The sequence below is a fragment of the Mesorhizobium sp. M0159 genome (assembly GCF_040322295.1).
Classification (GTDB): Bacteria; Pseudomonadota; Alphaproteobacteria; order Rhizobiales; family Rhizobiaceae; genus Mesorhizobium.
On sequence record NZ_JAMYTF010000015.1, the window covers coordinates 62,941 to 87,796 of the forward strand.

26 protein-coding genes and 2 pseudogenes are annotated in these 24,856 nt (G+C 60.1%); 4 read left to right on the forward strand and 24 right to left on the reverse strand.

Going from position 1 to position 24,856, the window contains the following annotated elements:
• Positions 1–39: 39 nt before the first annotated feature.
• The 10 genes from NKJ32_RS16880 to NKJ32_RS16925 all read right to left on the reverse strand — a co-directional run bounded on the left by NKJ32_RS16880 (position 40) and on the right by NKJ32_RS16925 (position 10,137).
• Positions 40–504, reverse strand: a complete 465-nt coding sequence (locus NKJ32_RS16880; RefSeq protein ID WP_352592548.1) for a cupin domain-containing protein — start codon at positions 502–504, stop codon at positions 40–42.
• A 203-nt stretch (positions 505–707) separates the two neighbouring features.
• Positions 708–1,583 carry an aldose 1-epimerase gene (locus NKJ32_RS16885; RefSeq protein ID WP_352592545.1) on the reverse strand — a complete coding sequence of 292 codons (876 nt, stop codon included), beginning with the start codon at positions 1,581–1,583 and terminating at the stop codon, positions 708–710.
• A 5-nt stretch (positions 1,584–1,588) separates the two neighbouring features.
• A complete protein-coding gene (locus NKJ32_RS16890; protein ID WP_245274602.1) occupies positions 1,589–2,389 on the reverse strand; it encodes a FadR/GntR family transcriptional regulator in 801 nt (266 codons plus the stop codon).
• 2 nt (positions 2,390–2,391) lie between these two features.
• Entirely contained in the window at positions 2,392–3,243 is an 852-nt protein-coding gene (locus NKJ32_RS16895; RefSeq protein ID WP_352828106.1) for an ABC transporter permease, read from the reverse strand.
• Positions 3,244–3,389: 146 nt separating this feature from the next.
• Entirely contained in the window at positions 3,390–4,910 is a 1,521-nt protein-coding gene (locus NKJ32_RS16900) for a sugar ABC transporter ATP-binding protein (RefSeq protein ID WP_352592536.1), read from the reverse strand.
• A 97-nt stretch (positions 4,911–5,007) separates the two neighbouring features.
• On the reverse strand, positions 5,008–5,991 hold the full coding sequence (locus tag NKJ32_RS16905) for a substrate-binding domain-containing protein (RefSeq protein ID WP_352828109.1): 984 nt from the start codon (positions 5,989–5,991) through the stop codon (positions 5,008–5,010).
• Positions 5,992–6,021: 30 nt separating this feature from the next.
• Entirely contained in the window at positions 6,022–6,798 is a 777-nt protein-coding gene (locus NKJ32_RS16910) for an SDR family oxidoreductase (RefSeq protein WP_352592529.1), read from the reverse strand.
• Positions 6,799–6,803: 5 nt separating this feature from the next.
• Entirely contained in the window at positions 6,804–8,072 is a 1,269-nt protein-coding gene (dgoD, locus tag NKJ32_RS16915) for a galactonate dehydratase (RefSeq protein ID WP_352828111.1), read from the reverse strand.
• 86 nt (positions 8,073–8,158) lie between these two features.
• A complete protein-coding gene (locus tag NKJ32_RS16920) occupies positions 8,159–9,214 on the reverse strand; it encodes an alpha/beta fold hydrolase (protein WP_352828113.1) in 1,056 nt (351 codons plus the stop codon).
• Positions 9,215–9,552: 338 nt separating this feature from the next.
• Positions 9,553–10,137 carry a glutathione binding-like protein gene (locus tag NKJ32_RS16925; RefSeq protein WP_352592520.1) on the reverse strand — a complete coding sequence of 195 codons (585 nt, stop codon included), beginning with the start codon at positions 10,135–10,137 and terminating at the stop codon, positions 9,553–9,555.
• A gap of 464 nt (positions 10,138–10,601) precedes the next feature.
• Here NKJ32_RS16925 and petA point away from each other — a divergent pair, with 464 nt between their 5' ends.
• From petA to NKJ32_RS35505, 4 genes and pseudogenes are all read left to right on the forward strand, one after another.
• Entirely contained in the window at positions 10,602–11,078 is a 477-nt protein-coding gene (gene petA / locus NKJ32_RS16930) for a ubiquinol-cytochrome c reductase iron-sulfur subunit (protein WP_352828116.1), read from the forward strand.
• A 16-nt stretch (positions 11,079–11,094) separates the two neighbouring features.
• Entirely contained in the window at positions 11,095–12,390 is a 1,296-nt protein-coding gene (locus tag NKJ32_RS16935; protein ID WP_352828119.1) for a cytochrome b, read from the forward strand.
• A gap of 23 nt (positions 12,391–12,413) precedes the next feature.
• Positions 12,414–13,931, forward strand: a complete 1,518-nt coding sequence (locus NKJ32_RS16940) for a mechanosensitive ion channel family protein (protein WP_352622866.1) — start codon at positions 12,414–12,416, stop codon at positions 13,929–13,931.
• Between the two features lie 26 nt (positions 13,932–13,957).
• A pseudogene (locus NKJ32_RS35505) lies at positions 13,958–14,683 on the forward strand (pirin family protein).
• Positions 14,684–14,750: 67 nt separating this feature from the next.
• Here the strand turns inward: NKJ32_RS35505 and NKJ32_RS16955 are convergent.
• The 14 genes and pseudogenes from NKJ32_RS16955 to NKJ32_RS17020 all read right to left on the reverse strand — a co-directional run bounded on the left by NKJ32_RS16955 (position 14,751) and on the right by NKJ32_RS17020 (position 24,855).
• Positions 14,751–15,182: a DUF1810 domain-containing protein gene (locus NKJ32_RS16955; RefSeq protein ID WP_352592508.1), complete on the reverse strand. Its 432-nt coding sequence runs from the start codon at positions 15,180–15,182 to the stop codon at positions 14,751–14,753.
• A gap of 41 nt (positions 15,183–15,223) precedes the next feature.
• Positions 15,224–15,505 carry a GNAT family N-acetyltransferase gene (locus NKJ32_RS16960; protein WP_023674211.1) on the reverse strand — a complete coding sequence of 94 codons (282 nt, stop codon included), beginning with the start codon at positions 15,503–15,505 and terminating at the stop codon, positions 15,224–15,226.
• Positions 15,506–15,559: 54 nt separating this feature from the next.
• Entirely contained in the window at positions 15,560–16,294 is a 735-nt protein-coding gene (locus tag NKJ32_RS16965; protein WP_352592505.1) for a sensor histidine kinase, read from the reverse strand.
• Between the two features lie 128 nt (positions 16,295–16,422).
• Entirely contained in the window at positions 16,423–16,860 is a 438-nt protein-coding gene (locus NKJ32_RS16970; RefSeq protein ID WP_352592502.1) for a CBS domain-containing protein, read from the reverse strand.
• A 137-nt stretch (positions 16,861–16,997) separates the two neighbouring features.
• Positions 16,998–17,519, reverse strand: a complete 522-nt coding sequence (locus tag NKJ32_RS16975; protein WP_352592499.1) for a carboxymuconolactone decarboxylase family protein — start codon at positions 17,517–17,519, stop codon at positions 16,998–17,000.
• A 266-nt stretch (positions 17,520–17,785) separates the two neighbouring features.
• Positions 17,786–18,433, reverse strand: coding sequence for an HD domain-containing protein (locus NKJ32_RS16980; RefSeq protein WP_352455792.1), 648 nt, complete (start codon positions 18,431–18,433; stop codon positions 17,786–17,788).
• 51 nt (positions 18,434–18,484) lie between these two features.
• Positions 18,485–18,886 (reverse strand): cupin domain-containing protein, encoded by a 402-nt coding sequence (locus NKJ32_RS16985; RefSeq protein ID WP_352455791.1) that lies wholly within the window; start codon positions 18,884–18,886, stop codon positions 18,485–18,487.
• 46 nt (positions 18,887–18,932) lie between these two features.
• The gene (locus NKJ32_RS16990; RefSeq protein WP_023674205.1) at positions 18,933–19,691 is read right to left on the reverse strand and encodes an SDR family oxidoreductase; all 759 of its coding nucleotides are present in this window, start codon (positions 19,689–19,691) and stop codon (positions 18,933–18,935) included.
• A gap of 67 nt (positions 19,692–19,758) precedes the next feature.
• Entirely contained in the window at positions 19,759–20,550 is a 792-nt protein-coding gene (locus tag NKJ32_RS16995) for an alpha/beta fold hydrolase (protein WP_352592496.1), read from the reverse strand.
• Positions 20,551–20,986: 436 nt separating this feature from the next.
• Positions 20,987–21,747, reverse strand: a pseudogene (locus NKJ32_RS17000) (glucose 1-dehydrogenase).
• Positions 21,748–21,838: 91 nt separating this feature from the next.
• Positions 21,839–22,201 (reverse strand): hypothetical protein, encoded by a 363-nt coding sequence (locus NKJ32_RS17005; RefSeq protein WP_352592493.1) that lies wholly within the window; start codon positions 22,199–22,201, stop codon positions 21,839–21,841.
• A gap of 50 nt (positions 22,202–22,251) precedes the next feature.
• Positions 22,252–23,232, reverse strand: a complete 981-nt coding sequence (locus NKJ32_RS17010) for an alpha/beta fold hydrolase (protein ID WP_502902690.1) — start codon at positions 23,230–23,232, stop codon at positions 22,252–22,254.
• Positions 23,233–23,792: 560 nt separating this feature from the next.
• Positions 23,793–24,476, reverse strand: a complete 684-nt coding sequence (locus NKJ32_RS17015) for a response regulator transcription factor (protein ID WP_031211078.1) — start codon at positions 24,474–24,476, stop codon at positions 23,793–23,795.
• Entirely contained in the window at positions 24,466–24,855 is a 390-nt protein-coding gene (locus NKJ32_RS17020) for a response regulator (RefSeq protein WP_023716983.1), read from the reverse strand. The genes NKJ32_RS17015 and NKJ32_RS17020 overlap by 11 nt, the downstream gene beginning before the upstream one ends.
• Position 24,856: the final 1 nt, after the last annotated feature.

Genomic DNA, 24,856 nt, shown 5'->3' on the forward strand with positions numbered 1-24,856 from the left:
CGGCTTTAGCGGCGATCCAAGCCGCCATCACGAAGCCATCTACTCTCTTGCCGGCCAGTCCTGCAGAAGCGTAATCCCAAACTTCGGCGCGGCTACTTTGAGCCGCTCGATATCGGCAGGCGTCGGCGGCCCGACCACCTCTCCCTTGCTGCGTTCATGGCCACCTTCGGCGAGAAACTGCTCGAACACACTTGGCGTGTCTATCAGGATATAGCGAACGGGCTGATTGCCGGGATTCATGAGCTGGTGCGGGATGCCGCGCTTCAAAAACATGCTCTCGCCGGGCGAGAGCGTTCGGACCTCGCCGTCCACAATTGCGGTCAAGTGCCCTTCGATGACGTAGACCGTCTCGTCGTCATTCGCATGAACATGGATTGGCGTTTTCGTGTGCCCGTCGCTTCTGTTTTCGAAGAGACTCAACAAGCCTCCCGTCTGTTCGCCGGAGACCAGTCGCTTCATGACGATGCCTGCGAGCACGAATTCTTTTGGTTCAACATCCGTCATTGATCCAATCCTGCCAGGCACATTTGGTGGGCCCTCAAGCAGACGAGCTGCGCAGCGACATCCGGCAAACGTCGACCTGGCTCACGGGTTCCCTGTCGCCGGAGTTCCCTCTTCCCAAGCTCCGCTTGGACGAAAAGCCGGCTTCGTTCTCACCGGACATGCTGGCCGACATCCGCCAATTCGAGGGCGCCGCAGAGGTCCGCCTAACTGACGGCAAAGCTGCAACGGGCTGCCAGGCTCTCGCCAGGCCCAAGCACCGACAGTCCATTCCATTTGTCGATCGAACCACGATTGTGAGCATCGACAGTATGACTGACCGGTTCAAAACAGAAGAAGTCGCTCTCGTCCGATGGCGAATAGACCAGGTAGAAATTCAAGGGCGATGAAGCTTCAATCCGCAGGCTGCAACTGTGCTCCGGCCACGATATGGTAGCGACGCCGTTCCAACCGGCAAACAGATCGTTTATCCATCCGTTCGGCAATACGGCCGGGGCGCCGAAATCCCAGTCGGGACGAGTTTTGATATCGACAAACCGTTCAGGGAGATGGCTGGGCAGTTCGAGACAAACCTGCGAGGCCGGCGCATGAAGCGTGGTCCGTGCCGTTCTTGGGAACCATGGATGGATGCCAAGCCCGAACGGGAGCCTGACCGGCGCCTGATTGACGATGCGAAGCTTCAGCTCGAGCCCCTGCCCGGCCAGCGCGTAGCTCACCTCGGCGCGATATCGATATGGGCCGGGTCCGTTGCTGATGAGCGATAGCTTCGCTTTGTCCTGCGTCAGACTGTCGACGTTCCACGCGCTCGAAAATCCATTGCCGTGAACTGGAAATGGTTCGCCTGCGACGTTGGCAGGCAGTTCGTGGAATTTGGACTCGAATATGAAGCCGCCGCCCGAGATGCGATTTGACCATGGCAAAAGCAGGTTGCAGGCAAGGTCGAACGGTTTGCTGCTCCCGCCGTTTGGCCAAGGCCTGAAGAGCGGCACGCGCCCATAGTCGAACCTCGCAAGACCTGCCCCAAGCGATGGGACGATTTCAGCAGACAGGTCTCCGCTTCTGATCTTGATCGTCCCGACCATCCGCTTCAGACGGTATCGGCCTTGGCAGCGGCGATCGGCTGTTGATGGCGGCCTTTGCGAGCCACTGCAAGAAGGTCGTTCGACGCGATCCCGATGAGCGCCTTCATCTGATCGTGTGCATCGTCGGCCCTGCGCATCCGGATTGCCTCCAGCACGTCGCCATGCGCGCTCAGCGTCTGCTGGTAATTAGCGGTGGCCGATGTGGTCAAGCGGAAGGAGAAGCTGAGGGCGGCCGCAAGCATATTGCCGAGATTGGCGAACACCGGGTTGCGGCTGGCACGAAGGATGGCGGTATGAAACCTGACGTCGGCATCGAGACACGCAGCGAGATCGTCCTGCGGAGCAATGCGCATGGCTTCATAGGCCGCTTCGATGACTGCGAGATCGCCTGACGTCGCCATCTTGGCCGCAAGTTGGGCGGCAGCGGGTTCAATGACCAGCCGCGCCTCGATCAATCCGCGGACGAAATCGAGATCGGGCTCGATATCGCGCATCCATTCCAGAACCTGAGCATCCAGCCTGTTCCATTCACTCGACACGCGCACACGCGTCCCGGCCCGCTTGCGTGCCTCGATCAATCCTTTCGCCGAAAGCGTCAGAAGAGCATCGCGAAGCGCGGTGCGGCTCGCCCCGTAGATAACGCAAAGTTCGGCTTCCGTCGGCAGGACGGAGTGCTGGGCGTAGGAGCCGGCGAGGATGCGCTGTCCGAGATCGCGTGCGATGCGATCCTTGAGCGATGACGTGGTGCCATCTGCGGCAGGAATGTCCTGCTTGCCTTGGCCAGTCGAAGCGATCGCCGCGTCCATCGTCATGTCCTGTTCAAGTGGTACTCGGCAATTACCACAGCAAGTATCAGCAGCGAGCCCTTGGCAAGCAACTGATAGAAGGTTGGCACGGACGTCAGTATCATTCCGTTGTTGAGGACGCCAATGATCGCGACGCCCAGCAGTGCGCCGACGATCGTGCCCTTGCCGCCCTGCAAGGCGCAGCCACCCAGAACGGCCGCTGTGATGGCCTCGAGTTCCAGGCCTTGGGATCCGGATACTGGCTGCCCGGAGCCGGTACGGGCAGCCAACAGAATCCCGGCCAATCCGGCCGCCACTCCACTCATGATATAGATGCCGACGCGGTAGCGGTTGATGTTGATGCCGGAGAAGCGTGCGACAACGGGATTGCCGCCCAGGGCATAGATGTTGCGGCCAACGATCGAGCGGGCAAGGAAGAGATGGAACACGATCGCGGTCAGCAAGAGAATCCAGATCAGCAGAGGCAGGCCGAGGATTCGTCCGATCCCGATGAAGCGGAAAGTGTCGCTGAAAATCGCGATCGATTGCCCATCGGACATGATGAACGCGATGCCGCGGAAGATCGCCATCGTACCGAGAGTCGCGATGACAGCGTTGACCCGCCCATAGGTGATGATGATGCCGTTCACGAGGCCGGCAAGACCGCCCAGGACCAGGCCGGCAAGAATGCCCGCGGCGGGTGATCCGGTGGCCTGGATGGCCATTGCCGTCGATACTGTGGTCAGACCGACAATTGCGCCGACGGCAATATCGAGCCCTCCGGCGACAATAACCACGGTCTGGCTCATCGCCAGAACGCCCAGGATGGTAATGCCTAGACCGATGTTCAGCAGGTTTCGGCTGGAGAAGAACACGTCGCCTCTCAGGGTGCCGAAAATGAGCACGAGAATGGCGAGAGCAACAAGAAGGCTTATGTTGTGAATGCCGATGCGCTCTGCGATGCGCAAGGAAGCGCGCCTTTTGCCGGTTTGCGTTGTTGCTGTCCTGAGCTCAAGGCTGTTCACTGAATTTGTCCTCCAAGCGATGCTGCAGATTGAGGCATGGCATGTCTCAGGATCGTGGCCTCGTCGATGTCAGGGCGGGAAAGTTCGGCCGTGATCCGGCCTCCAGCCATAACAAGCACCCTGTCAGCCAGCCCGATCAGTTCCGGCATTTCCGAGGAAATCAGGATTATGCCGATGCCGCTGGCGGCGAGTTCGTCGATCAGGCGATAGATTTCCGCCTTGGCGCCGATGTCGATGCCGCGGGTCGGCTCGTCGAGGATGAGAAGCATCGGCTGCCGCGCAAGCCAACGCGCGAGAACGACCTTCTGTTGGTTGCCACCCGATAATTTCGAAACCTGTTCGTCGAGGTTGGGCGCCTTGATCGACATCTTTGCTGCAAGCGGTGAGACGATCTCCAGTGCCTTGCGCCGGTTGAAGAAGCCGAAGGTCGACGTTCTGTCGGGCACGCAAAGCGAGGCGTTATCAAGAATGCTTCGGAACAACAGCAGCGCCTCGTGCTTGCGGTCTTCCGGGGCAAAGCCGATACCGGCCACGATCGCTGCATGCGGGCTGTTAGGGCCAACGGGCGCACCATTCATCGTTATGGTTCCGTCGACGCGCCTATCATAGCCGACAATCGCCTTTGCCAGTTCGGATCGACCCGCACCCATAAGGCCGGCAATGCCGAGCACCTCGCCGCGGCGGACCTTGAGGCTCACATCGGTGACGTGGTCGGTGGTCAGGCCTGTCACCTCCAGCAACGGTTGCCCCGATTGCCACATCTCGCGCGTAAACAGATCGGCGATGTCGCGGCCCACCATGAGCTTGGCTATGGTCTGCTCGCTGGCACCGGCAGCGGGGGAATCATCGACCAGCCGGCCGTCCCGCAAGACGACAATGCGATCCGCAAGGTCGATGACCTCGTTCAGCCTGTGAGAGATGTAGACGATCGAAGTGCCCTCGCCGCGCAGCCGGCGAATTACTGAAAACAGACGGCGCGCTTCGTCGTCGGTCAGTGACGAGGTCGGCTCATCAAATGCGATCAGCCGGCCGCCGGCACGTATGGCGCGCATGATTTCGATCATCTGACGCTGTGCCGGACCGAGCGTGCTGCAAAGTTGCCGCGGCCGCATATCCTGCTGCATGCCGAAGGTCGCAAGCACCTTATCGGTCTGGTCCTCGAGCTTGTGCCAGTCGAGCAGGACGCCTGCCAGCCGCGGCAGTTCGCCGACGAAAATGTTCTCGGCCACGGTCAGGTTCGGAACGATCTCCGGCTCCTGATGGATGACCCGTATTCCGGCTCTGTGGCTGTCGCGCGGTTCGCTGAAAACGATCGGCGTGGAGCCATGCAGCACGGTGCCGGTGTCCGGTGCGAACACGCCCTCGAGAATTCGCATCATTGTCGACTTGCCGGCGCCATTCTCGCCAACCAGGGCAAGCACCTCTCCTGGCCGAAAGGCAATCGAGACATTGTCGAGCGCCTGCACGACGCCGAAGCGCTTCGATATCCTGTCGAGCGAGAAGAAATCCGATTGCATCAAAAGCTCACTCCCGAGGATCGATCCCGTGTGCCCGCCGACGAACTGCCGGCCCAAAGAGCGTCATGCGCACTGCGGCGCATGACGCATATCTGGTTCAGTGGCAGAGCTTCGCTTTGTAGTCCGACGCAAAATTGTCGGCGGTGATGTATTCCGGGTCAGTGAAGGATTGAACGGGAAGCTTGGTTCCGTCCTTGATGGAGGCCAAGAGAATCTTCACCGCCAGCGCGCCATGATTTTCCGAATTGAGCCACATCGTACCACGGAACGCCGAGGGCTTTCCGGATCCGAAGGCATCGCAGGCGCGGCTGCCGTCGATGCCGATCCCCATGCCCTGGTCTGCGGAATAGCCGGCATTCTCCAGTGCTCGCGCACCACCCAGCACGCCGTCATCGTTGCATGAATAGAATATCCAGTTCGTGACGCTGGGATTGGCCGTCAATGCGGTGGTCATCACATCGATGGCGTTGACCATCGTATTGTCGTAGGGGACGCGAACGATGCTGCCCGGCTTGAAATCGGGCACCGCCTTCAGGAACGCTTCTTCCGCGCCCTTGTTGCGCTGCATGCAGGTATCGGCCTTGCGGTCCTCGATCGAGGCGATGCGCACCTCTTTGCCCGCCCAGCCTTCAGCCTTGTAGAGCTTGGCAAGCTCTTCGCCCACCCGCGCACCGATATTGTAAGCATTCATGCCGACATAGGGGACCTGGGTGCCATCCTGGTAGTAGATATCGTCGTCCACCGCCACCAAGGGAATTTTTGCGGCCTTTGCTTTCTCAGCGATGACCGGTCCCAGCGCCTTGTCGGGGACGACGATGGCGATGCCTTTCACGCCATCGCCGACCATCGTATCGAAGGTCGTGATCGTCAAATTGGCGTCGAACTGAACGTCCTGCGACACGAACGCGGCCCCTGCCGCCTCAGCCGCTTTCTTGGCGCCGCCGACTTCGGCGACAAACCATGGATGGTCTCCCATCTTGTTGATGTAGCCGATCTTGATGTCGTCTGCGCTTGCTGCGCCACTCATCAGTCCGGCAGCCAGTACCGCAAATGTCGCCAAAGCCTTTGTTGTGGTTTTCATGAAGATCCTCCCTGAGCTCAATGGTGGTTGCTAGTCGTGGTAGAGAACCGAGCGCCCACCATCGATGGTGATCGTCTCGGCATTTATGAACGGCGCTTCGTCCGAAGCGAGGAAAACCGCCGTCATTGCAACCTCGTCCGGCCGGCCAATTCGCTTGGGCGGATGGAGGTCGTAGGCTCGCCGCTTCTCCTCGGCGGGGTTCGGGAATGTGTTCCAGTAGGCTTCCGCGATTGGCGTCTCGATATAGCCGGGGGCGATCGCGTTCACCCGGATACCGCGTGCGGCATATTCGATGGCCAGCGAACGGGTCAGGCCCAAAAGTGCATGCTTGGCGACCGGATACGGGAACGTATGGGGAATGATCTGGAAGGCGTGACAGCTCGCTATGTTGACGATGGACCCCGAGCCCTTCGCCAGCATCGTCGGCAAAACCGCCTTGGCGCAGAACCACGCGGCCTGGAGGTCGAGCTTGAGGCAGCGCTCCCATTCCTCATCCGGCATCATCAATGGTTCGTAGAAGACGTTGGCGCCGGCATTGTTGACGAGAACGTCGACGCCGCCATAGGCCGTGATCGTCCGCGCGATCATGTCCGCGACTGCGGATGCGTCGGTGACGTCCGTCTCGATGAACAGGGCGTCCGCGCCCTGGGCCCGCAATTTGTCGGCGACCGCTTTCCCGCTTGCCGCATTCAGTTCAGCAATGACGGTCTTTGCCCCATGCATCGCAAAAGCCCGGGCGGTGGCGGCACCTATGCCTTGGCCGGCGCCCGTGACGATTGCGACCTTTCCTTGCAGCCGGCCTGCCATTGCATTCACCAGTCAACCACGGTGCCGTCCGGCATGACGGCATTGCGGGCATGCAGCACTTCCTGCTCAAAGGGGTGACGCGCGATCACGTCCTCATTGACGGTGACGCCAAGGCCCGGCAGTTCGGGCAAGTCCCAGCGGCCTGGTTTACGCCGAATTGGCCAGGTAACGACCTCGTCGTACCAGGCGACGGCACCGGACATCTCCTCCTGAATGACGACGTTTGGCGTCGATATGCCGAAGTGAAGAGCAGCGACGCCAGCGATCGGACCGAGCGGGTTGTGCGGCGCAAGGCCGATGCCTGCCGTTTCCGCCATGGCCGCGATCTTCTTTGTCTCCAGCAGACCGCCAGTGTGGCAGATATCAGGCTGGGCAATGTTGAAGGCACGGGCTGCGATCGAGTGCGTGAATTCGCGACGTCCGATCAGCCGCTCGCCGGAAGCGATCGGCACGGCCGATCGCGCCGTGATATGCGCCAGTCCGGCAACATCTTCGGGCGGCACGGGTTCTTCCGCGAACATGATGCGGGCCGGCTCGATTGCCTTGAGGTAATCCATCGCAGCGTTAACGGATGCAGGGCGTCCATGGAAATCGACCATGATGCCGATGTCCGGACCTATGGCCTCGCGAAGTGAGCCAACCATGTTGGCGACAGAATCAACGGCTTTCGCAGGCGATACGTAGTGGGTGTAGGGAATGCAGACGACCTTGACAGCGTCGTAGCCTGCCTGCGTCACGATGCGTCCGCGTTCCACGATCGCGTCCGCGGATCCGGTCTCATAGACCGCCTTCATGTCTCCGAGGCCGAGATGCGTGTAGGTGCGCAGATAGTCGCGAACCTGTCCGCCCAGAAGGCGCCAGACGGGGACTCCCAATGATTTGCCCAGGATGTCCCAGAGCGCGATCTCAATGCCGCTGACGGCAGACATTCCCTCGACGCCAAGACGCCAAAATCCGTGGCGCGTAAGTATCTGGTAGCACTGCTCCACGTTGCGCGGATCCTGCCCGATGAGCAGGGCCTCAAGGTCCTGAAGCGCCCCAACGACGGCTCGGGTCTTCCATTCCAGCGTTGCCTCACCCCAGCCAAACAGCCCGGGCTCGTCGGTTTCGACCCGGACGAAAACCCAGTTGCGCATTTCCGCATTGCAGACGCGCGCCTTGATGGCCGTAATTTTCATTGGTCCTCCCAGACCTGCCGCCTTTTTTTGAAGGCGATATGTATGATTTATTATGGATAATATGGACGAGTCAAGCGCAACGTCGATGTGGAGCAAGGCCGCGCCTCGATGTTCAGCTCGCAACCATCATGTCCTCGCCGCCCATCCAGCGCAGGCATCAGCAGCTCACTCAGCTTGCCTGATCAGTATTCGTCAACGTCGATGACAGCCTGGGCAAAGGCTTGCGGGCTTTCTTGAGGCAAGTTGTGGCCGATACCGCCGGTGATGATCCGGTGCGTGTATCTGCCCGAGAATTTCTTGGCGTAGGAACTGCTGTCGGGACGGGGTGCGCCATTGGCATCACCCTCAAGGGTAATGGTCGGCACTGTGATCACGGGAGCTTCGGCCAGCCGGTTTTCCAGACCGTCATATTCCGGCTCGCCCTGTGCCAGGCCGAGCCTCCAGCGGTAATTGTGAATGACGATGCTGACGTGATCCGGGTTGTCCAAGGCTGCGGCGCTGCGCTGGAAGATTTCATCGTCGAAATTCCACTGCGGCGAAGCGAGTTGCCAGATGAGTTTGGCGAAATCGCGCGTGTATTTCTCGTAGCCGGCGCGGCCGCGATCCGTGGCGAAGTAATACTGATACCACCATTGAAGCTCCGCCTCCGGTGCCAGCGGCACCATGCCGACCTGCTGATTTCCGATGAGATAGCCGCTCACCGAGACGATCGCCTTGCAACGCTCAGGCCAGAGCGCGGCAACGACATTGGCCGTTCGGGCGCCCCAGTCGCAGCCGGCGATCGTGGCCTTTTCGATCCCCAGCGCATCCATCAGGGCGATCGTATCCGCGGCGAGCGCCGACTGCTGGCCATTGCGCATCGTCTCGTCCGACAGGAATCGCGTAGTGCCGTAGCCGCGCAGGTAGGGCACAATCACGCGGTACCCCTTTGCGGCAAGCAGAGGAGCGACGTCGGTGTAGGTGTGAATGTCATAGGGCCAGCCATGAAGCAGGATCACTGGAGCACCTTCGGCAGGCCCCAGCTCCGCATATCCGACGCTCAGTTTTTCGGCATTGACCTGTCTGAGCGAGCCGAATGATTCCGGCCTGGCTTGCGTCGCGGACGCCCTCGCCTCGACCATCCAAGTGGCTGCCGGCGCGCTCAAGCCGAGTTCGGTGGCGGCGAACGTCATTGCTGTCGCACCGACAATGCGCCGGCGGCGATGATCGACCGTGTCGGGAGCCTTACTCGCATTCATGATGAAGCCTCTATGATGACCAACAAGCGGGAACAACTAGACCGGCCGCTGCATCGGCCGACAGGAAATATTGCGCTTATTTCGACGGTGACTGCGGCGAATCCAGTATTGCAACCACTCGGCCAGGGGGCAGTGCGGCGAGCTCTGACTGAACGTCGGTAAGGTCCAGCGTTTCCTCGATTTCCCTCCGGAGAAATTCGAGACGTAGGCCATCCCCGCGCTTGGAAGCGGCTGGATGTAGCATCCGCAGGAACGGCAGCATGAGAATGACTCCTGATCTTCTGTTTGGGCGAGAGGATATGTTGCATCTGATCTTATGCTCGAAGTCGCCCTCGGCTTCAGACGAGGCCCTCACGATCCATTGCGATGCGCACGGCCGGTCGGGCAGCCATTCGGACGCGAAGGGCTTGCAAAGGCGCGGGAACAGGGACGTGGAAGCGGGCCGCCCAAAGCAGCATCACGAAAAGATAAAAATCCGCGACGCTGGGTTTGTCGCCGAACAGATAGTCGGTCTCGAGCCCGTCAGCGAAGAACTCGAGTTGGCTCGTAATCGTCGCGCTCGCCTTGGCCTTTTCGGCATCGCTGCTTTGGTGCCACATCGGCTTGAAGCTTCGGTGTATTTCAGTTGAGACGTAGGTCAGCGCTTCGAGAAGGCGGGTACGGCCCAACGGCCCCGCCACTCCCAGTGGCGGGTATTGCGACGCAATCCAGTCGAGGACGGCGATATTTTCCGTCAGCGTTTCGCCGCTATCCAGCACGAGGGCTGGAACGTAGCCCTTGCGCGTGACGGTAGTGAAATCATCCCCGGAGCCTGTCCGTTTGGTCTTGAGGTTCACACTTTCGCGCTCGAAGGGAACACCGGCCTCTTCCAGAGCGATGTGGTCCGCCAGGCTGCAGGCGAGAGGGCTGTAGTAGAGTTTCACCGCTTTTCCCTTTTCTAAACCCGATTGAATCCCGCAATTGGTCGTCGCCCGGCGGAAAACCTGCCCCGCGCCACGCGAGACAACCGCTCCAGAAACTCGCACTTGGCGGAGACGACGACTACGACACCGACAGCCAGGCGTGCCTATGCCGAGGTATGGTCGGGCTGAAGTTCGGGATCGCCGTGCGCAATGCCGGGGCGTATGCCAGCTCAGTGGCCAACGTTTATCTGGAGGAATCCAGAACCTTCCATGATGGCATCATCGCCAGCCCTGCCAGTCCTTCGCTCAGGAAATCCTAAACGAAAGTATTGGACGCACGTGCCGTTGGCACGATGGCTCACACCCGGCCACGGCCGGCATATTTCACGCGACGTGAGCAGACTGGAAAGGCGAAAGCCGTGGCCTGCTTTTGCTCGATTGCCACCAACGCGATGACGCAGCTTCCAACAATAGGAGTCGCCATCATGGCCGACCTTTCCGAAACCCCCACAGCCGAGCACACATTGCGCGTCGAAGCGCCCGCCGCGATCGAGGTCGACGTCTCCTCGCTGACGCCGGGAACGTCGCTGATCGTCGACTGGCACGGCAAGCCGGTGGTCGTGCGCAACCGCACCCAAAAAGAGAGGAAGGACGGCCAGGCAGTCAGTCTCGCCGAGCTCAAGGATCCAATTGCCCGCAACGCCAACCTGCCGGCCGATGCGCCGGCAACCGACGCCAATCGAACTATGCCGGGCAAGGAAGCCTGGGTGGTGATGATCCAGGTCTGCACCCATCTCGGCTGCATCCCGCATGGTCAGGAAGGCGATTTCGACGGCTGGTTCTGCCCCTGCCATGGTTCGCAATACGACACCGCCGGCCGCGTCCGGAAGGGGCCGGCGCCGGAGAACATGGCGGTGCCGGTGTTCCAGTTCATTTCCGACACCAAGATCCGTATCGGCTGAGGCAGGGGGCATTTCGATGAGCGGCGACAAACACTCGACCTATACGCCCAAAACCAGAATCGAACGTTGGTTCGATGCCCGCCTGCCGCTGCCGCGGCTGGTCTATGACAGCTTCATCGTCTATCCGGTGCCGCGCAACCTGAACTACGCCTATACGTTCGGCGGTATTCTCACGATCATGCTGGTTTCACAGATCCTGACCGGCATCGTGCTGGCGATGCATTACGCCCCTGATACGGGGCTGGCCTTCAACTCGGTCGAGCAGATCATGCGCGACGTGAATTCGGGCTGGCTGCTGCGCTACCTCCATTCCAACGGCGCGTCGTTCTTCTTCATTGCCGTCTACCTCCACATCTGCCGCGGGCTCTACTATGGTTCGTACAAGGCGCCGCGTGAGCTGCTGTGGGTGCTCGGTTGCACCAACCTCCTGCTGATGATGGCGACGGCCTTCATGGGCTACGTGCTGCCTTGGGGACAGATGTCGTTCTGGGGCGCTACTGTCATCACCAACTTCTTCACCGCCGTCCCACTGATCGGCGACTGGCTCCAGCAGCTTTTGCTCGGCGGGTTCGCGGTCGACAATCCGACGCTGAACCGCTTCTTTGCGCTGCATTACCTGCTGCCATTTGTGCTTGCGGGCGTGGTGACCTTGCATATCTGGGCGCTTCACGTCGTCGGCCAGAACAATCCGACCGGCATCGAGGTCAAATCGAAAACTGATGTCGTGGACTTCACGCCCTATGCCACCGTCAAAGATGCCTTCGGCATCCTCGTGTTCCTGTTCTTCTTCGCCTATTTCGTTTTCTACCTGCCGAACTACCTCGGCCATCCCGACAATAGCAGCATCGCCAATCCGCTGAAGACGCCGGCCCACATCGTCCCGGAATGGTACTTCCTGCCGTTTTACGCGATCCTGCGGGCCATCACCTTCAATATCGGGCCCATCGATTCCAAGCTCGGCGGCGTGCTCGCGATGTTCGGCTCGATCGCGGTGCTGTTCCTGGTGCCGTGGCTCGACACCTCGAAGGTGCGCTCGGCGGACTATCGGCCCTGGTACAGGGTGCTCTTCTGGCTGTTCGTTGCCAATGCCCTCTTTCTCGGCTGGCTCGGCTCCCGGCCGGCGGAAGGCGCATACGTCGTCATGTCCCAACTGGCGACGCTTTACTATTTTGCGTTCTTCATTATCGCCATGCCGGTGCTCGGGCTGATCGAAAAGCCGCGACGGCTGCCGAATTCGATCACCGAAGCAGTTCTTGAAAAAGACAAGGCCAGCGGCAGAGGCCCGATCGCCGGGCCGGAGACCAAACATTGAACTTGGCATCGCGGGGATCGTTCATGAGCTGGTGGAACTCTCCTCTGGTCTACATCGTGTTGCTCGGCCTCGCCGGGATCGTCGTTTGGTCCCTCATCCCCAGACGCTTCGCCAATGCGAAGCTGGTCGTCCAACTCGGCTTTTTCCTCGCCATGTCGGCCATGGTTCTCGACCTGCGCGTCGTGCCATACGAGACCGCAGGGGACAACGAGACAACCGGAGGAGCGATCCTCATCGGCTCGGTCAAGCTGCTCTGGTGGGTTCACCTTGCCTGGGCGCTAATCGGATTTGTCCGTATCTATCTCGTCTTCGAGCGAAAGCCGCGCGAGGCACGTCTCCTGCAGGACGTCGTGGTCGGTGTCGTCTACGCTGGAATGTTCCTGTCGATCCTGGCGTTTGTCTTTGCAGTGCCGGTCGGAACGCTCATTGCCACGTCGGGCGTGTTTGCCGTCATCCTGGGACTGGCGCTCCAGAATACGCTTGGTGACGTATTTTCGGCGATCGCGCTTAACCTCGGCCGCCCTTACGTGCTTGGAAACTGGATCATTCTAGGCGACGGAACCGAAGGCCGCGTTGTCGAGACCAACTGGCGGTCGACCCAACTTCTGACCCCGACCCACAATGTCGTGGCGCTGCCAAACAGCCTTCTCGCCAAGATCGGGGTAACAAATCTAAGCGGTCCGGACGAGAGCCATGGACTTGCCGTAACCGTCAAGGTGGCGCCAACGAAGACGCCGGCGATCATCGTAGAGCTCATGCGCACTGTCTTGCTGAGCTGCAATTCAATCCTCCAGGAGCCTTCGCCTTCGGTCACCATCAGAAGCCTGGATGCCGCAGCTATCGAGATCGAGTTGTTTTTTCGCGTCGCAAGTATCGACCAGCGAAGTGCCGCTCGGAACGAAATCTTCGATCTCATTTATCGCCATTCAAAGTCGACCGGCATGCTGCTGGCGGAGCCATTTTCGGGCTCGATTGCCATGACCAACCGGCCGGGCCACGAGATGGCGGCCTCCCATGGCTTCACCCCGATCGAACTCATCAATTCCATACCGGTATTCTCGGCGCTAACGGATACCGAGCAGGAGTCGCTCGCCAAAGCGGCCTCGGTTCGCACCTACCATAAGGGCGAAATCATCGCACGACAGGGAGAGATGCTGCCGTCGCTTATGATCGTACGGACGGGAGTCATCGTCCGGCAAATTGGCGAGGGCGATGATCAACTGCAGGAGATCGGCCGGCTTGCACCTGGCGATTTCTTCGGCGAGACCGGCTTGCTCGCCGGCATTGGCGAGATGTCAAGTTTGCGGGCAATGACCCCCATCACGGTTTACGAGATAGACCAGGAAAACTTTGCGCCGCTGCTGCACGACAGGCCCGAAATGGCCGAAGATCTTGCCGCGATCCTGTCGATGAGGGTGTCGGCTCTTAATGAAAGCGGCATCGCCGGACAGCACCACGCGGGCTCCAAATTCGCGCTCCTCAAAGCCATTCAGACAGTCTTTCGCGCCGCTCCGTTCAAGCGCGTTCGAGCACCTGGCTGATAAGGCATGCAGAAGGACAGAGATCCATGACCATCCGCCAAAGCGATATCACAGGCATCGATACACTCATCCAGCCGGCTATCCGTGATTTTGCGGACGGACTGAAGATAAGGCGCGTATTGCCGTCCTCGAATCGCCTGATGATCGGGCCCTTCATCCTGTTCGACCATTTCGGCCCCGCTATGTTCGACGCAGGTCACGGTTTCGATATGGGACCGCATCCGCAGATCGGCGTTGCGGCCGTGACCTACCTGATCGATGGCGAGATCGTCCATCGCGACAATTTGGGTAAAGTGCAGACCATCCGTCCTGGCGAGGCCAACTGGATGACGGCCGGGTCGGGCATCGTTCATTCCGAGCGCACGCCACCGGACGTTCTCCGACATGGTCTATGCCGAAATTGTGCTCACGAGCGGTGCGCGCTACCAGGTGAAACCCGAACACCGTGAGCGTGCGATCTACATCGTCGCCGGTGAGGTTGGAATTGTCGGCCAGCTCGGTACGTTTCATGAGCCGAATTAGTAGCTCTGGCGCGCGGCGTTGAGATTGTGCTCCAGGCGCCTGCCTTCCATGCGGCGAGACTGATGCTGATAGGAGGTGAGCCCCTGGCCGAGCCACGTCATATCTATTGTAACTTCGTCTCCTCTTCAGCCGAACGGATCGAGCAGGCAAAGGCGGATTGGCGCGAACGCCGCTTCCCCGGCGTGCCGGGAGAGCACGAGCTCATGCCTCTGCCGGATGGCAGCATGTGAGGGATAAGGCAGCGGATGGTGACCTCAGCGCCGCGACAGCTTGACGCCGGGTGGCGCAGGCAGACCACTACGACATCAAGTAGAGATCGTTCATCGTTTCCTCATCGAGCAAACCGTCGAACCAGACGTCGAAGATTGTCTCGAGGAGGAACTCGTCGTTGCTTGCTTCGGAAAACAGCGTCAGGGACGCGTGCAACTTCTTCGCATCAACGTCACCGAAGACAGCGCGAGCGCTTAGGCCGGAGAGCCGCTGCAGGGTGCCAACGCATTCCCGATAACGGCCTCCAAGGATCGGAAATGACAGATAGGCGCTGGCTTCGTCGAGCGATGTGATTGCATATGGCTCAGGCGCAGTACCGCTTCGCCTGGTGGCCAACCTTGGGAAGATGAACTCCATATAGGGAGTGCACATCATCCCTCGACGTAGAATGGCCAGCGCGTCGTCGTAGACCGGATCCTGTGCGCTGACGAACCTCTGCAAATCATACTCGTCAGGCATTTGGATAGATCCTTGGGAAACCCTCAACATTGGTGCCCTGACTAGCCGTCGACGACATCTGCATAGTCCGGGTGCTTGGCGAAAAAGCGGCTCATGAAGGGACATTTCAAGATCGCTTTACGGCCGGTTTTGCGGAGCAGTTCGAAGGTCCCTTGGGCCAATCGCGACGCGATCCCTTGTCCGGAAAATTCCGACGGGACTTCGGTGTGTATCAGCGCGACCTGCCCGCCCTCGAGCCGATAGTAGGCCGCCGCAAACATATCGCCGGCGATCGGCAACTCGAAACGGTGCTGTTGGACGTTTTCAACGACTTGTGCATCCATCTCTATCTCTCGATTGTATGTCACGTCTGTCACCGGGGGGAGATTGGCCGGCCGCTATCGCACCGCAGGCAACCGCAGAGTGACGGTCGTGCCTGCCCCGAGCGTGCTCTGAAGGTCGATGCTTCCGCCTGACTGCTCGACAAAGCGCTTCACCATCGGCAAACCGACGCCGCCGAGGCCTTCGCTTTTGGTGGTGAAGAACGGATCGAAGGCGCAGACCATTGTCTCGCTGGTCATCCCGATACCGTTATCCGCGACACGGATATCTACCTGACCGGCGGTAGAGCTTTCAGAGGCCAAGCCGGCATCGATCGAGATGAAACCGCCGTCAGGCATTGCATCGCGCGCGTTGAACAGAAGGTTCAGAACCGCATTTTGCAACCCAAAGCGATCGCATCTCACCAAAGGCAGGTCGGACCCAACCCGAAGCTCAAGACCGAAATTGGCATCCAAGGCGCTCCGCACGAGGGTTTCGATCTCAGCCAGGCAAGCATCTACGTTTGTGTATTCGATTTCCGCGTGGCTCTCTCGAGCCAGGCTGATGGTTTGCCGGACAAGGTCCCCAGCCCGTTCCAAAGCCGTTTTGGCGCCGGCAATTACAGGCCCAAGCGCCGGAGTCGCTTGGATGCTCGGATCGCGGGCCAGGTGGTTCAACGCCGACGAGGCGACCTGAATGAGATTGCCGAGGTCATGGACGATGCCGGCCGTCGACATTTGCACGGACATACCACTTCCAAGACCATCGGGCGGGCCGTCGAAGACATCTTCTTTTATGTCCGGACGAAACATTTCATAACCCCGTTGGCTCAGTCGACACCCATTTGCTTCAATACGCTATAATTTACGGCATTTATTGTCAATTATATCTAAGACGCCTCCGATACATACTTCTGTATATCCAAACGATAGACCAAGCTCTATTGATAGCCGATCCCGCTGATGTAGTTGGCAAGCAGCCGTTCCTGCAGTTCCTCTTGTTTGAAAAGCGCCTTCATCGCATCACGGATATCGAGGACGCCTAGCGGTTTCGAGTCAGCCCCTAGCACCGGCACATTCTGAAGGCCTTGCGCGGCCATGGTCTGCCAGACTGAATGAAGGTCGTCATCGGGACCACAGGACACGATGGACGTGCTCATCAATGCCGCAATCGGCGCTTCTGTTGGCCCTGAATTCGCCAGATGGCGGACAAGGTCGGACTTGCTCAGCACGCCTGCCGCCTCCCCACTGCCGTGGCACACCACGACCAGGCCTATTGCGGGCCCGGAAAGTGAGAGTGCTGCACTGCGGAGTGGAGCGTCGACATCAATCACCATGAGACGGGCCGATATTACTGGATGCAGACTGTCAATGCGCATGACGCCCTCCTGAGAGCGCCTCGCGGCCGCGGCCGGGAGGCTGAGATCGGTTCCAGTGTTGGTCGCCGAGCTCGGCGCCTTCGCCTGGCCGGTCAGAATGGCGCGCAAACAAGCGCCATTCTGACCCGTTCCAAAGATTAGCTCAGTGCTGCTTTGCTCAGGCCAAACTTCGCATCCCCCGAGCCCGGGACGGGTTTGAAGCCGATGTTCAGACGGTTCCAAGAATTGACCGCCATGACAACGAAGGTCAGATCGGAAATTTCCTTCTCGGAAAGCTGTGACCTGACCCGATCGTAGATCTCGTCGGGGACACCCTGCTCGGGCAGCTTGGTCAAGACTTCCGTCCATGCCAGGGCTGCACGCTCGCGAGGAACGAACAAGGTCGAATCCCGCCAGGCTGCCAGGTGGTAAAGGCGCAGTTCGCGCTCGCCATGAATCTTCGCCTGTTTGACGTGCATATCAAGGCAGAAGGTGCACCCGTTCACCTGCGCGGCTCGGACTGCAACAAGGTCGCGGATCGGTTCTTCGATCGACCCCTCTCGCGTCGCACCAAGAAATTCAATAAATTTCTTCAGAAGTTCCGGCGACTGCTCGGCATAACTCGCGCGTTGGGCGACGGCTTTTCCTTTCGGAGCGACCGGTGACGCTGCAATATTCATTACTTATCTCCTTGAGGTGTTTGCAATCCATTGCAGCGTAAGGATGACCGGTGAGACGAACTGTTGCTATCGTGCCGATGATATGTATTGCCACTCGATTGGGTTGGGGCGCCTAAACCGAAGTATAGGAGGTGGAAATTGGCACCTGACCGCTGCCCTCGGCAATTCGCTTTGGCGCAGGCATGCGACGGGCGCACAGCGTTTGGGTCACTTGAAGGGCGAGGCTGAACCGACCGGTGTCGATAGAACCTGGATCGAAACTGCGTTCACTCTTCGAAGGGAGCGTTCATCACAAGATCAACTGCCGAAGTCGCCTTGTAGCCTGAAACAAAGCGCTCGCCGAAGTCCCGGGCAAAGTTGTCGTAGGTGGTTTCCGGCCTGACCTCTGCGATATGGCAAAAGCATCGCGTCATCCGTCGCTTCATTTGGAGGCGTGGAAACTCACCGATGATCTTTGCAATCTCGGCTGACGAAATGAGGCTGTATTGCAAGCCGACGACATCGAGACAGATGCCGGCTGTGCAAAGCGCCACCTCAGCCTCCTTGTAGAGGCCGATTGACGGCGTCGAGTTGAGGGCGACGCTGTCCCAGATCAATTGGGCGCGCCGCTCGTCGAAGCCGCCCTCCCGAACGAAGGTGCGGGCAAGATCGGCGCCTTCCACTTCGAAACGGCGCGGCCCGGCGAAGTCCTCATTGAGCGTGACGTCATGCAACAGGGTTGCAACGGCAACAACCTCCGCGTCGTGCTGGATATTCTGAATCTGTCCGATCCGGGCCGCGAAAAGCCAGGATCGGACCACGTGGTTGAACAGGTAGGGTTCACATCGCTGGCGGGCATGTTCGATCGCTCGGCCAACAAGCGGAGTATCGGGGACCAAAATCCCCGCAAGTGTGCGGATGGCGATCGAATTCATGTCACTGACCGTCCCTTCGCGTACGCCCCGATGGTCCCGGGGGCTACGATTTCATTTCGCGTTCGTCGTAAGTTCCGTCTCGCTGGTGTCGACGACGAAAATAGCAAGCAGACGAGCGCCTTCCGTCTTGCTGGCGTTTTCGCTGACGGCATGACGGTCGCCAGGGAATTCCGAGAAACTCTCGCCGGCGCGATAAGTCTTCACCGGCCCGTCGTTGACCTGGCTTCGGATCGCCCCCTCCAGGACCGTGGCATAGATGAACGCGGATTTGGGATGGGTATGAGCCGGCGACGTACCCCCAGGCGCGTACTCGACGAGCACGGCTTTCATGCTCTTGCCGGGCACGTTTGGAAGAGCCTGGTCGTAGACAAGCTTTACGTTGGCGGCGTCATTGGCCATTGCTGCGGTGACGGAAGCGGAGGTGAGCGCGGCGCAGAGAAGTGTTTTGATCATGTCTGGTCTCCTTGTTGTGCGAATGGCGGGCCTATCCGATGATTACTTACTTCGGTGGTGTGTATCGGCTGAGCCAATCATCGAAACGCACGGCGCCGATGCGCGCGTTCTCGCCGGGCACCAGCGTTCGATCGTCGATTGCCACTTGGCCGTAGTAGAGCGCGCCGGGATCCGGGACGACTTTGCGCGGGTCGTTGGTGGCCTTCAGGAAGCGCTCGACAAGTTCGCTCATGCGGACACGCTCCGGGCCGGCAATTTCGATCATGCCGTTCAACGGCGCGGCAAGCGCGACGTCCGCCATCGCATCGGCAACATTATCAGCCGCCATGGGTTGGAAGTAGGCCGGCGACATATGAATGGTATCCCCGACGGCGCCCGTGTTTGCGATGGCGGCGGTGAATTCGAAGAATTGAGTGGCGTGAACGATGGTGTAGGGAATTCCGGACTCCCTGATCAGCTTTTCCTGAAGCAACTTGCCGCGGAAATAGCCCATGCCCTGCAGCCGGTCGGTACCGACGACCGACAGCGCCACGTGATGACGGACGCCGGCGGCCGTTTCGGCGGCAAAAAGATTACGCCCGGATGCCTCGAAGAACTCCAGGGCAGCCTTTTCCTCGAACGACGGCGAGTTCGCGAGGTCGACGACGACCTGCGCACCGGCAAGCGCGGCCGCCAGACCCTCTCCCGTAACGGTGTTGACGCCCGAATTCGGCGACGCCGCAAGCACGTCGTGTCCTTTGTTTCGCAGTCTCTCCACGGTCTTTGAACCGATCAGCCCGGTTCCGCCGATGACGACGATCTTCATGTCTGGTCTCCTGGTGTTGCGTGTCTATTTTTCGTTGCTCGATCGGATGCTGGGCGTTTCCGGCCTGCTACTGACTGACCGATGCAGCAGCATCCTCGATGAGTGACGTGACCTCGTCGGGATGCGAAACCATGAGCGCATGGGACGCACCCTCGATGACGACGGTCTTTACCGCATGCGCACGCTTGGCCATGAAGCTCATGACGGCTGCCGGGATGTTCCGGTCATCCGAGCCGTAGATCATGTAGGACGGCAGCGTCTTCCATGAGGCGACGCCCGAGGCTTCAGCCAGAGCCGCCTGCGCAACAGGGCGTTGAGTGGCAGCCATCAGCAAAGTCTGCTCTTGCGGAACGTCGGCGGCGAACTGGGCGCGGAACTTGGCCGGCTCGATGAAGAGGTCTTGTCCGCCGTCCGGCAACGCGACTGGAGCAAGCGCGCTCCCCAAGGTGCTGCCGGGAAACATGCTGGACAACGTAAGGCTCGATTCGCCGGTATCCGGCGCGAAACCTGCCACGTAGACCAATGCCTTCACATTGGGATTGCCATTGGCGGCCTCGGTGATGACAGGCCCGCCGTAGGAATGCCCCACCAGCACGACCGGCCCGGAAACCGACCGGACGATGGCTGAGACTGCTTTCGCATCGCTGGCAACGCCGCGGAGCGGATTAGCTGCGGCTATCGCTACATAACCGTCTTTGCTGAGCTTGGTGATGACTGCATCCCAGCTCGACGATTCCGCGAAGGCGCCGTGCACCAGTACGATCGTCGGCTTGGGCTGAGAATTCGCGGCCTGCGCCATCCCGCCGCCCGACGCGGCAAGCGCTGCGGTGAGGGCCAGGACTCGAGTTATGTTTCGCATTTGCTTTCTCCCGTGTGGCCTGTGGTGACCAATGCTCAGGAGAATGCGCCGACGCGGCCCGCCAACCTATTGTGCGGAAGGGTCTGTCATACAATGCCAAGGTGCAGGGTAGGTCACCAGGGAGATCAGGTGCCCTGCAGCATGATTGAGGTATCTATGCGGGGTGTGCATTGGCGGCGGTCGCCGGAACAGACACTGAGGGCGCGCGGCCAGAGAGTTGTGTTTGCAAGACGCCGCTGCCGCCGTGGCGAGAGCCTGGCGCGGTCGATCCGTTGAGCGCTGGTGAGCCGGCCGGATCGAACACGGCGGCAAAGCCTCCTCTCGTCAACGACATAGTTCCTGGCCTTCGGCCCGCATCGCCAAATGCCTTGGTATGGGTCAAACAGCCGGACCGGCGTTATTCGCCAGTCTATTGGCGCGACATCGCAGTCGTGGCTCAGAGCACTGCCATCCCGCCGTCGACCCGCAGATTGATGCCCGTGACGAAACTGCTCGCGTCCGAGGCAAGGAACAGGGCGGCTTTTGCCAGCTCTTCCGGCTGCCCCATCCGGCCCAGGGGTATTGCCTCCGCCATCGCCTTTTCAAACAGCCCGCGCTGCTCAAACGGTATGCCTAGCTTATCGAGAATAGCCGTATCCACCGGACCTGGGCTGAGCACGTTGACCCGGATGCCGCGAGACTTCAGTTCGATCGCCCAAGCGCGCGCAAAGGCATTTATGGCCGCCTTCGAGCCCGCGTAAACAGCATGACCGTCCAGAACCTTCTCGCTGGCCAGCGAGCCTGTGAGGATGATTGCGCCGCCATTCCGCATGATCGGAATCAGCTTCTGGACGCGAAGAAGACGCCTCGCGTATTGACGGCAAATTGCGCATCATATTCTGCCTCGGAGACGTCGGCCGAGTGCGTGATGGTGTTTATGCCGGCGTTCGCCATATAGATGTCGAGCGCCCCGAACCTCTGGCGGATCTGTTGCGCTACCTCGTCATGGTGCGACACGTCGGCCACATTTCCCTGAATGCCCAGCGCGCCTGCCCCGATCTGTGCGACCGCTTCCTCGACCGCCTGCCGCCGGCGGCCGGTAATGACGACTTGCGCGCCCTCGGCCGCAAAGATTTTTGCAGCCGATAGTCCGATCCCGCTGTTTCCGCCGGTGACCACCCCGAGAGTACGCCCATGTCGTTCCTGCCTTCGAAAAATAGTGCCGGTGCTGCTGCGATAGTCGCAACTGCTGGCCAAGAAAATTTCACGCCGAATTGAGACCGCCAAAATGAGCGGCAATCGCAAACGGCTACCGATTGATAAACTCCGGGCGCTTAGCCAGTTTGACGTCTTGCAGAGCGCTTTGGCCTTCAAGGCAGAACAAGCGCGCGGCGGCGACCCCCGACAGCGCGACGTAGTGTCGAACGCCGGCGATCGCCTCCGCGCTGCACAGGCGCAGTTGCCCGAGCGGCAGCCGTGGCGCAGCATATGTTTCGCGCCTCTGCCAGCGCTCCAGCTCGATGGCGCAGTGGTTCGGTTCCACAATCCGGGACATGAGCCGACAGAACCAGCATTCAGGCCACCGCTCGGCTATGCGAGCGCACAAGGTTTGACCTGGCGCGCCACCCGAAATGCGGTTCAGGGCGCGCGAAATATTGCCAAAGGTGGTCATCGGCGGCTCCAAGGAATTGCGGACAACATGCGGTCGTGACTGAGGGCGTGCTATCCTTTGATGAAGGCGAGCAGATCAGCATTGACCTGATCCTGGTGTGTGGCCGTGATCCCGTGGGGCGCGCCGGGGTAATAGATATCCTTTGCGCCTTTGATCAATCGGGCCGACTTGACTGCCGAGTCCTTGACGGGGACGATCTGATCGTCTTCGCCATGCAGGACGAGGGTTGGTACGTCGAACTTCTTGAGGTCCTCGGTAAAATCGGTCTCGGAGAACGCCTTGACGCTTTCGTACGCGTTCACGAGACCCGCCTGCATGCTCCAGAGCCAGAACTGATCCAGAGTCCCCTGGGAAACCTTGGCGTCCGGCCTGTTCGCGCCATAAAACAACGGTGCGAGGTCCCGGTAGTACTGCGAACGATCCTTGACGAGGCCAGCCCTTATGCCGTCGAATACCTCGATTGGCAGACCTTCCGGATTGGCCGGCGTTTTCACCATGATCGGCGGAACAGCGGCGATAAGGACAGCCTTGGCCACCCGCTTCGTCCCGTGCCGTCCGATATAGCGAGCAACCTCGCCTCCTCCGGTGGAATGGCCGACCAGCGTGGCGTCCCGGAGATCCAGCGCCTCGATCACGGCTGCAAGATCGTCCGCATAGCCGTTCATGTCGTTGCCGGACGTGGCCTGGCTCGATCGGCCATGGCCGCGCCGGTCATGCGCAACGACGCGAAAGCCGTTATGGGCAAAAAAGAGCATCTGGCCGTCCCAGGCGTCGGAATTCAGCGGCCAGCCGTGCGAGAACGTGACGACAGGACCCTTGCCCCAATCCTTGTAGTAGATTTCGGTGCCATCCTTGGTCGTGATGGTGCTCATCGTCTTGGTTCCTTTGATTGAGGGGGAAGAGGGAAGGTTTTGTTTTCGGCTCGTTGCCGAAGCAGCGCGGGGCAGTCCGGCGGCAACCGTAGAGATCAGGCCTGCCAACAAGACATCGCGGCGAGATCCGCCGACGGAGAAAAGTCCGTCTTTGTTCATCATGTCCATCCATGTGCTTTGAACATCCTGCTCACCATCACGACCGTCGAGTCGGCCTGTGCGGTCGCGTTCGGGGAGGAGCGAGCGAGGAGCGGTAGAAACGCGACGGTCGTGATGGCTTGCGAGGAACAGGATGCACCGATCCGGGCCGCGAACCTACTCTACGGAAGCATCTGTCATACGATGCCAAAGTGCAGGGCAGGCACGCCGAAGATAGGGCCGGGCTAAGGCAAGCTCTTATAGACACACGTCAATTTAGGCTTGGGTAGCGGCGCGGGGACCGACGCGGCACGGCCGGCGTCAGTTGCTGTTGCATGAAATGTTGCGAGTTTGTCGGTCAGACTGGCGCTGCCAAAGAGCGCCGCTCAGTGGTAACCGATGTTTGGCGCGGGCCTTGCCGCGAAACACCCAACAGGACCACCGATGTACATCAGGATCACCCGCAGCAGCACGAGCGTACCAACAGGCAGGAAGGCCTGGGCGCGCTGAGAAAGCACCTGAAATGGCCGGGCGGGCCGGGCGATCCTATTGGATGGGCATGGATCGGCTTGTGCCAAATTCTAGACCTCGCGCATCGGCGCGGGCAGCGTTTCCCACGCCCGGATCAGCTCACCGATGGAAGCGGCTTCCATCTTGCGCATGACATTGCCGCGGTGAAGCTTGACCGTCACTTCACTGATGCCGAGGTCGAAGGCGATCTGCTTGTTGAGGCGTCCGCGCGCCACTTCACGCAGGACCTCGCGCTCGCGCGGCGTCAGCGTCTCGACGCGCTCGATATTGCGCTTGACGATCACGGCATCCGCCCGCCGTTTGGCATCCACCGCAATGCCGGCGATCACAGCGTCAAGCAGCGTCTGATCCCGCACCGGTTTGGTGAGAAAGTCCACGGCGCCGGCCTTCATCGCCTGGACAGTCATCGGGATGTCGCCATGCCCGGTCAGGAAGATGATGGGTTTGGGGTTGCCGTTTTTCGCAAGATGGTGCTGCAGATCGAGACCGCTCGTGCCCGGCATGCGCACGTCGAGGATCAAGCAGCCGGGGCTCTCCAACACGTCGGCGTCAAGCAATTCACGGGTTGAGGTAAAGCACACCGGCAGGAAACCCGCCGACAGGATCAATTCAGACAGCGCCTCCCGAACAGAGGCATCATCATCGACAATAATGACCAGCGGCTGCTCGGCTTCAGCCCTTCGCTGCTGTGATGATGGCGTCGATCTCGGTAAGGGCAATTGGTCAACTCTCATGTTTAGCCTCCGTTTCTGGGTTGCGTAAAGCGTCGCCGATCGCCGCAAGCAGTGCCTGGCCATCGAACGGCTTGCGGAAAAGCCCGCCAATGCCCTTGGCGCGGTGCTGATCCACTATCTCGTGGCGGCCCGTGATCAGGAACACAGGCAGGTCCGGACGCGCCTTCTTGACCAAGTCACGAAGTTCAAAGCCGTCCATGCCGGGCATCCCGATGTCGGTGATAAGCATGTCCAATCCAGACAGGCCGCTGACCAGCAACGCCCCCGCCGACGAGAAGCTGCGGGCCACATACCCGGCGGACTCCAGAAGGTCCTCCAGCGACTCGAGCAGTCTTGGGTCATCGTCGACAATCGCCACGACAGGCCTCCGCTTGCTCACC

Bases quoted from the DNA above. Each gene is read 5' to 3' on its own strand.
- NKJ32_RS16885 (WP_352592545.1), bottom strand. From the start codon at position 1,583: ATGGTCGGGACGATCAAGATCAGAAGCGGAGACCTGTCTGCTGAAATC.
- NKJ32_RS16940 (WP_352622866.1), top strand. From the start codon at position 12,414: ATGAGCTGGTGGAACTCTCCTCTGGTCTACATCGTGTTGCTCGGCCTC.
- NKJ32_RS16900 (WP_352592536.1), bottom strand. From the start codon at position 4,910: ATGCAATCGGATTTCTTCTCGCTCGACAGGATATCGAAGCGCTTCGGC.
- NKJ32_RS17015 (WP_031211078.1), bottom strand. From the start codon at position 24,476: ATGAGAGTTGACCAATTGCCCTTACCGAGATCGACGCCATCATCACAG.
- NKJ32_RS16935 (WP_352828119.1), top strand. From the start codon at position 11,095: ATGAGCGGCGACAAACACTCGACCTATACGCCCAAAACCAGAATCGAA.
- NKJ32_RS16905 (WP_352828109.1), bottom strand. From the start codon at position 5,991: ATGAAAACCACAACAAAGGCTTTGGCGACATTTGCGGTACTGGCTGCC.
- petA (WP_352828116.1), top strand. From the start codon at position 10,602: ATGGCCGACCTTTCCGAAACCCCCACAGCCGAGCACACATTGCGCGTC.
- NKJ32_RS16975 (WP_352592499.1), bottom strand. From the start codon at position 17,519: ATGAATATTGCAGCGTCACCGGTCGCTCCGAAAGGAAAAGCCGTCGCC.
- NKJ32_RS16955 (WP_352592508.1), bottom strand. From the start codon at position 15,182: ATGCCTGACGAGTATGATTTGCAGAGGTTCGTCAGCGCACAGGATCCG.
- NKJ32_RS16990 (WP_023674205.1), bottom strand. From the start codon at position 19,691: ATGAAGATCGTCGTCATCGGCGGAACCGGGCTGATCGGTTCAAAGACC.
- NKJ32_RS16965 (WP_352592505.1), bottom strand. From the start codon at position 16,294: ATGTTTCGTCCGGACATAAAAGAAGATGTCTTCGACGGCCCGCCCGAT.
- NKJ32_RS16985 (WP_352455791.1), bottom strand. From the start codon at position 18,886: ATGATCAAAACACTTCTCTGCGCCGCGCTCACCTCCGCTTCCGTCACC.
- NKJ32_RS16995 (WP_352592496.1), bottom strand. From the start codon at position 20,550: ATGCGAAACATAACTCGAGTCCTGGCCCTCACCGCAGCGCTTGCCGCG.
- NKJ32_RS16880 (WP_352592548.1), bottom strand. From the start codon at position 504: ATGACGGATGTTGAACCAAAAGAATTCGTGCTCGCAGGCATCGTCATG.
- NKJ32_RS16890 (WP_245274602.1), bottom strand. From the start codon at position 2,389: ATGGACGCGGCGATCGCTTCGACTGGCCAAGGCAAGCAGGACATTCCT.
- NKJ32_RS16910 (WP_352592529.1), bottom strand. From the start codon at position 6,798: ATGGCAGGCCGGCTGCAAGGAAAGGTCGCAATCGTCACGGGCGCCGGC.
- NKJ32_RS16980 (WP_352455792.1), bottom strand. From the start codon at position 18,433: ATGAATTCGATCGCCATCCGCACACTTGCGGGGATTTTGGTCCCCGAT.
- NKJ32_RS16920 (WP_352828113.1), bottom strand. From the start codon at position 9,214: ATGAATGCGAGTAAGGCTCCCGACACGGTCGATCATCGCCGCCGGCGC.
- NKJ32_RS17010 (WP_502902690.1), bottom strand. From the start codon at position 23,232: ATGAACAAAGACGGACTTTTCTCCGTCGGCGGATCTCGCCGCGATGTC.
- NKJ32_RS16970 (WP_352592502.1), bottom strand. From the start codon at position 16,860: ATGCGCATTGACAGTCTGCATCCAGTAATATCGGCCCGTCTCATGGTG.
- NKJ32_RS16960 (WP_023674211.1), bottom strand. From the start codon at position 15,505: ATGGATGCACAAGTCGTTGAAAACGTCCAACAGCACCGTTTCGAGTTG.
- NKJ32_RS17005 (WP_352592493.1), bottom strand. From the start codon at position 22,201: ATGACCACCTTTGGCAATATTTCGCGCGCCCTGAACCGCATTTCGGGT.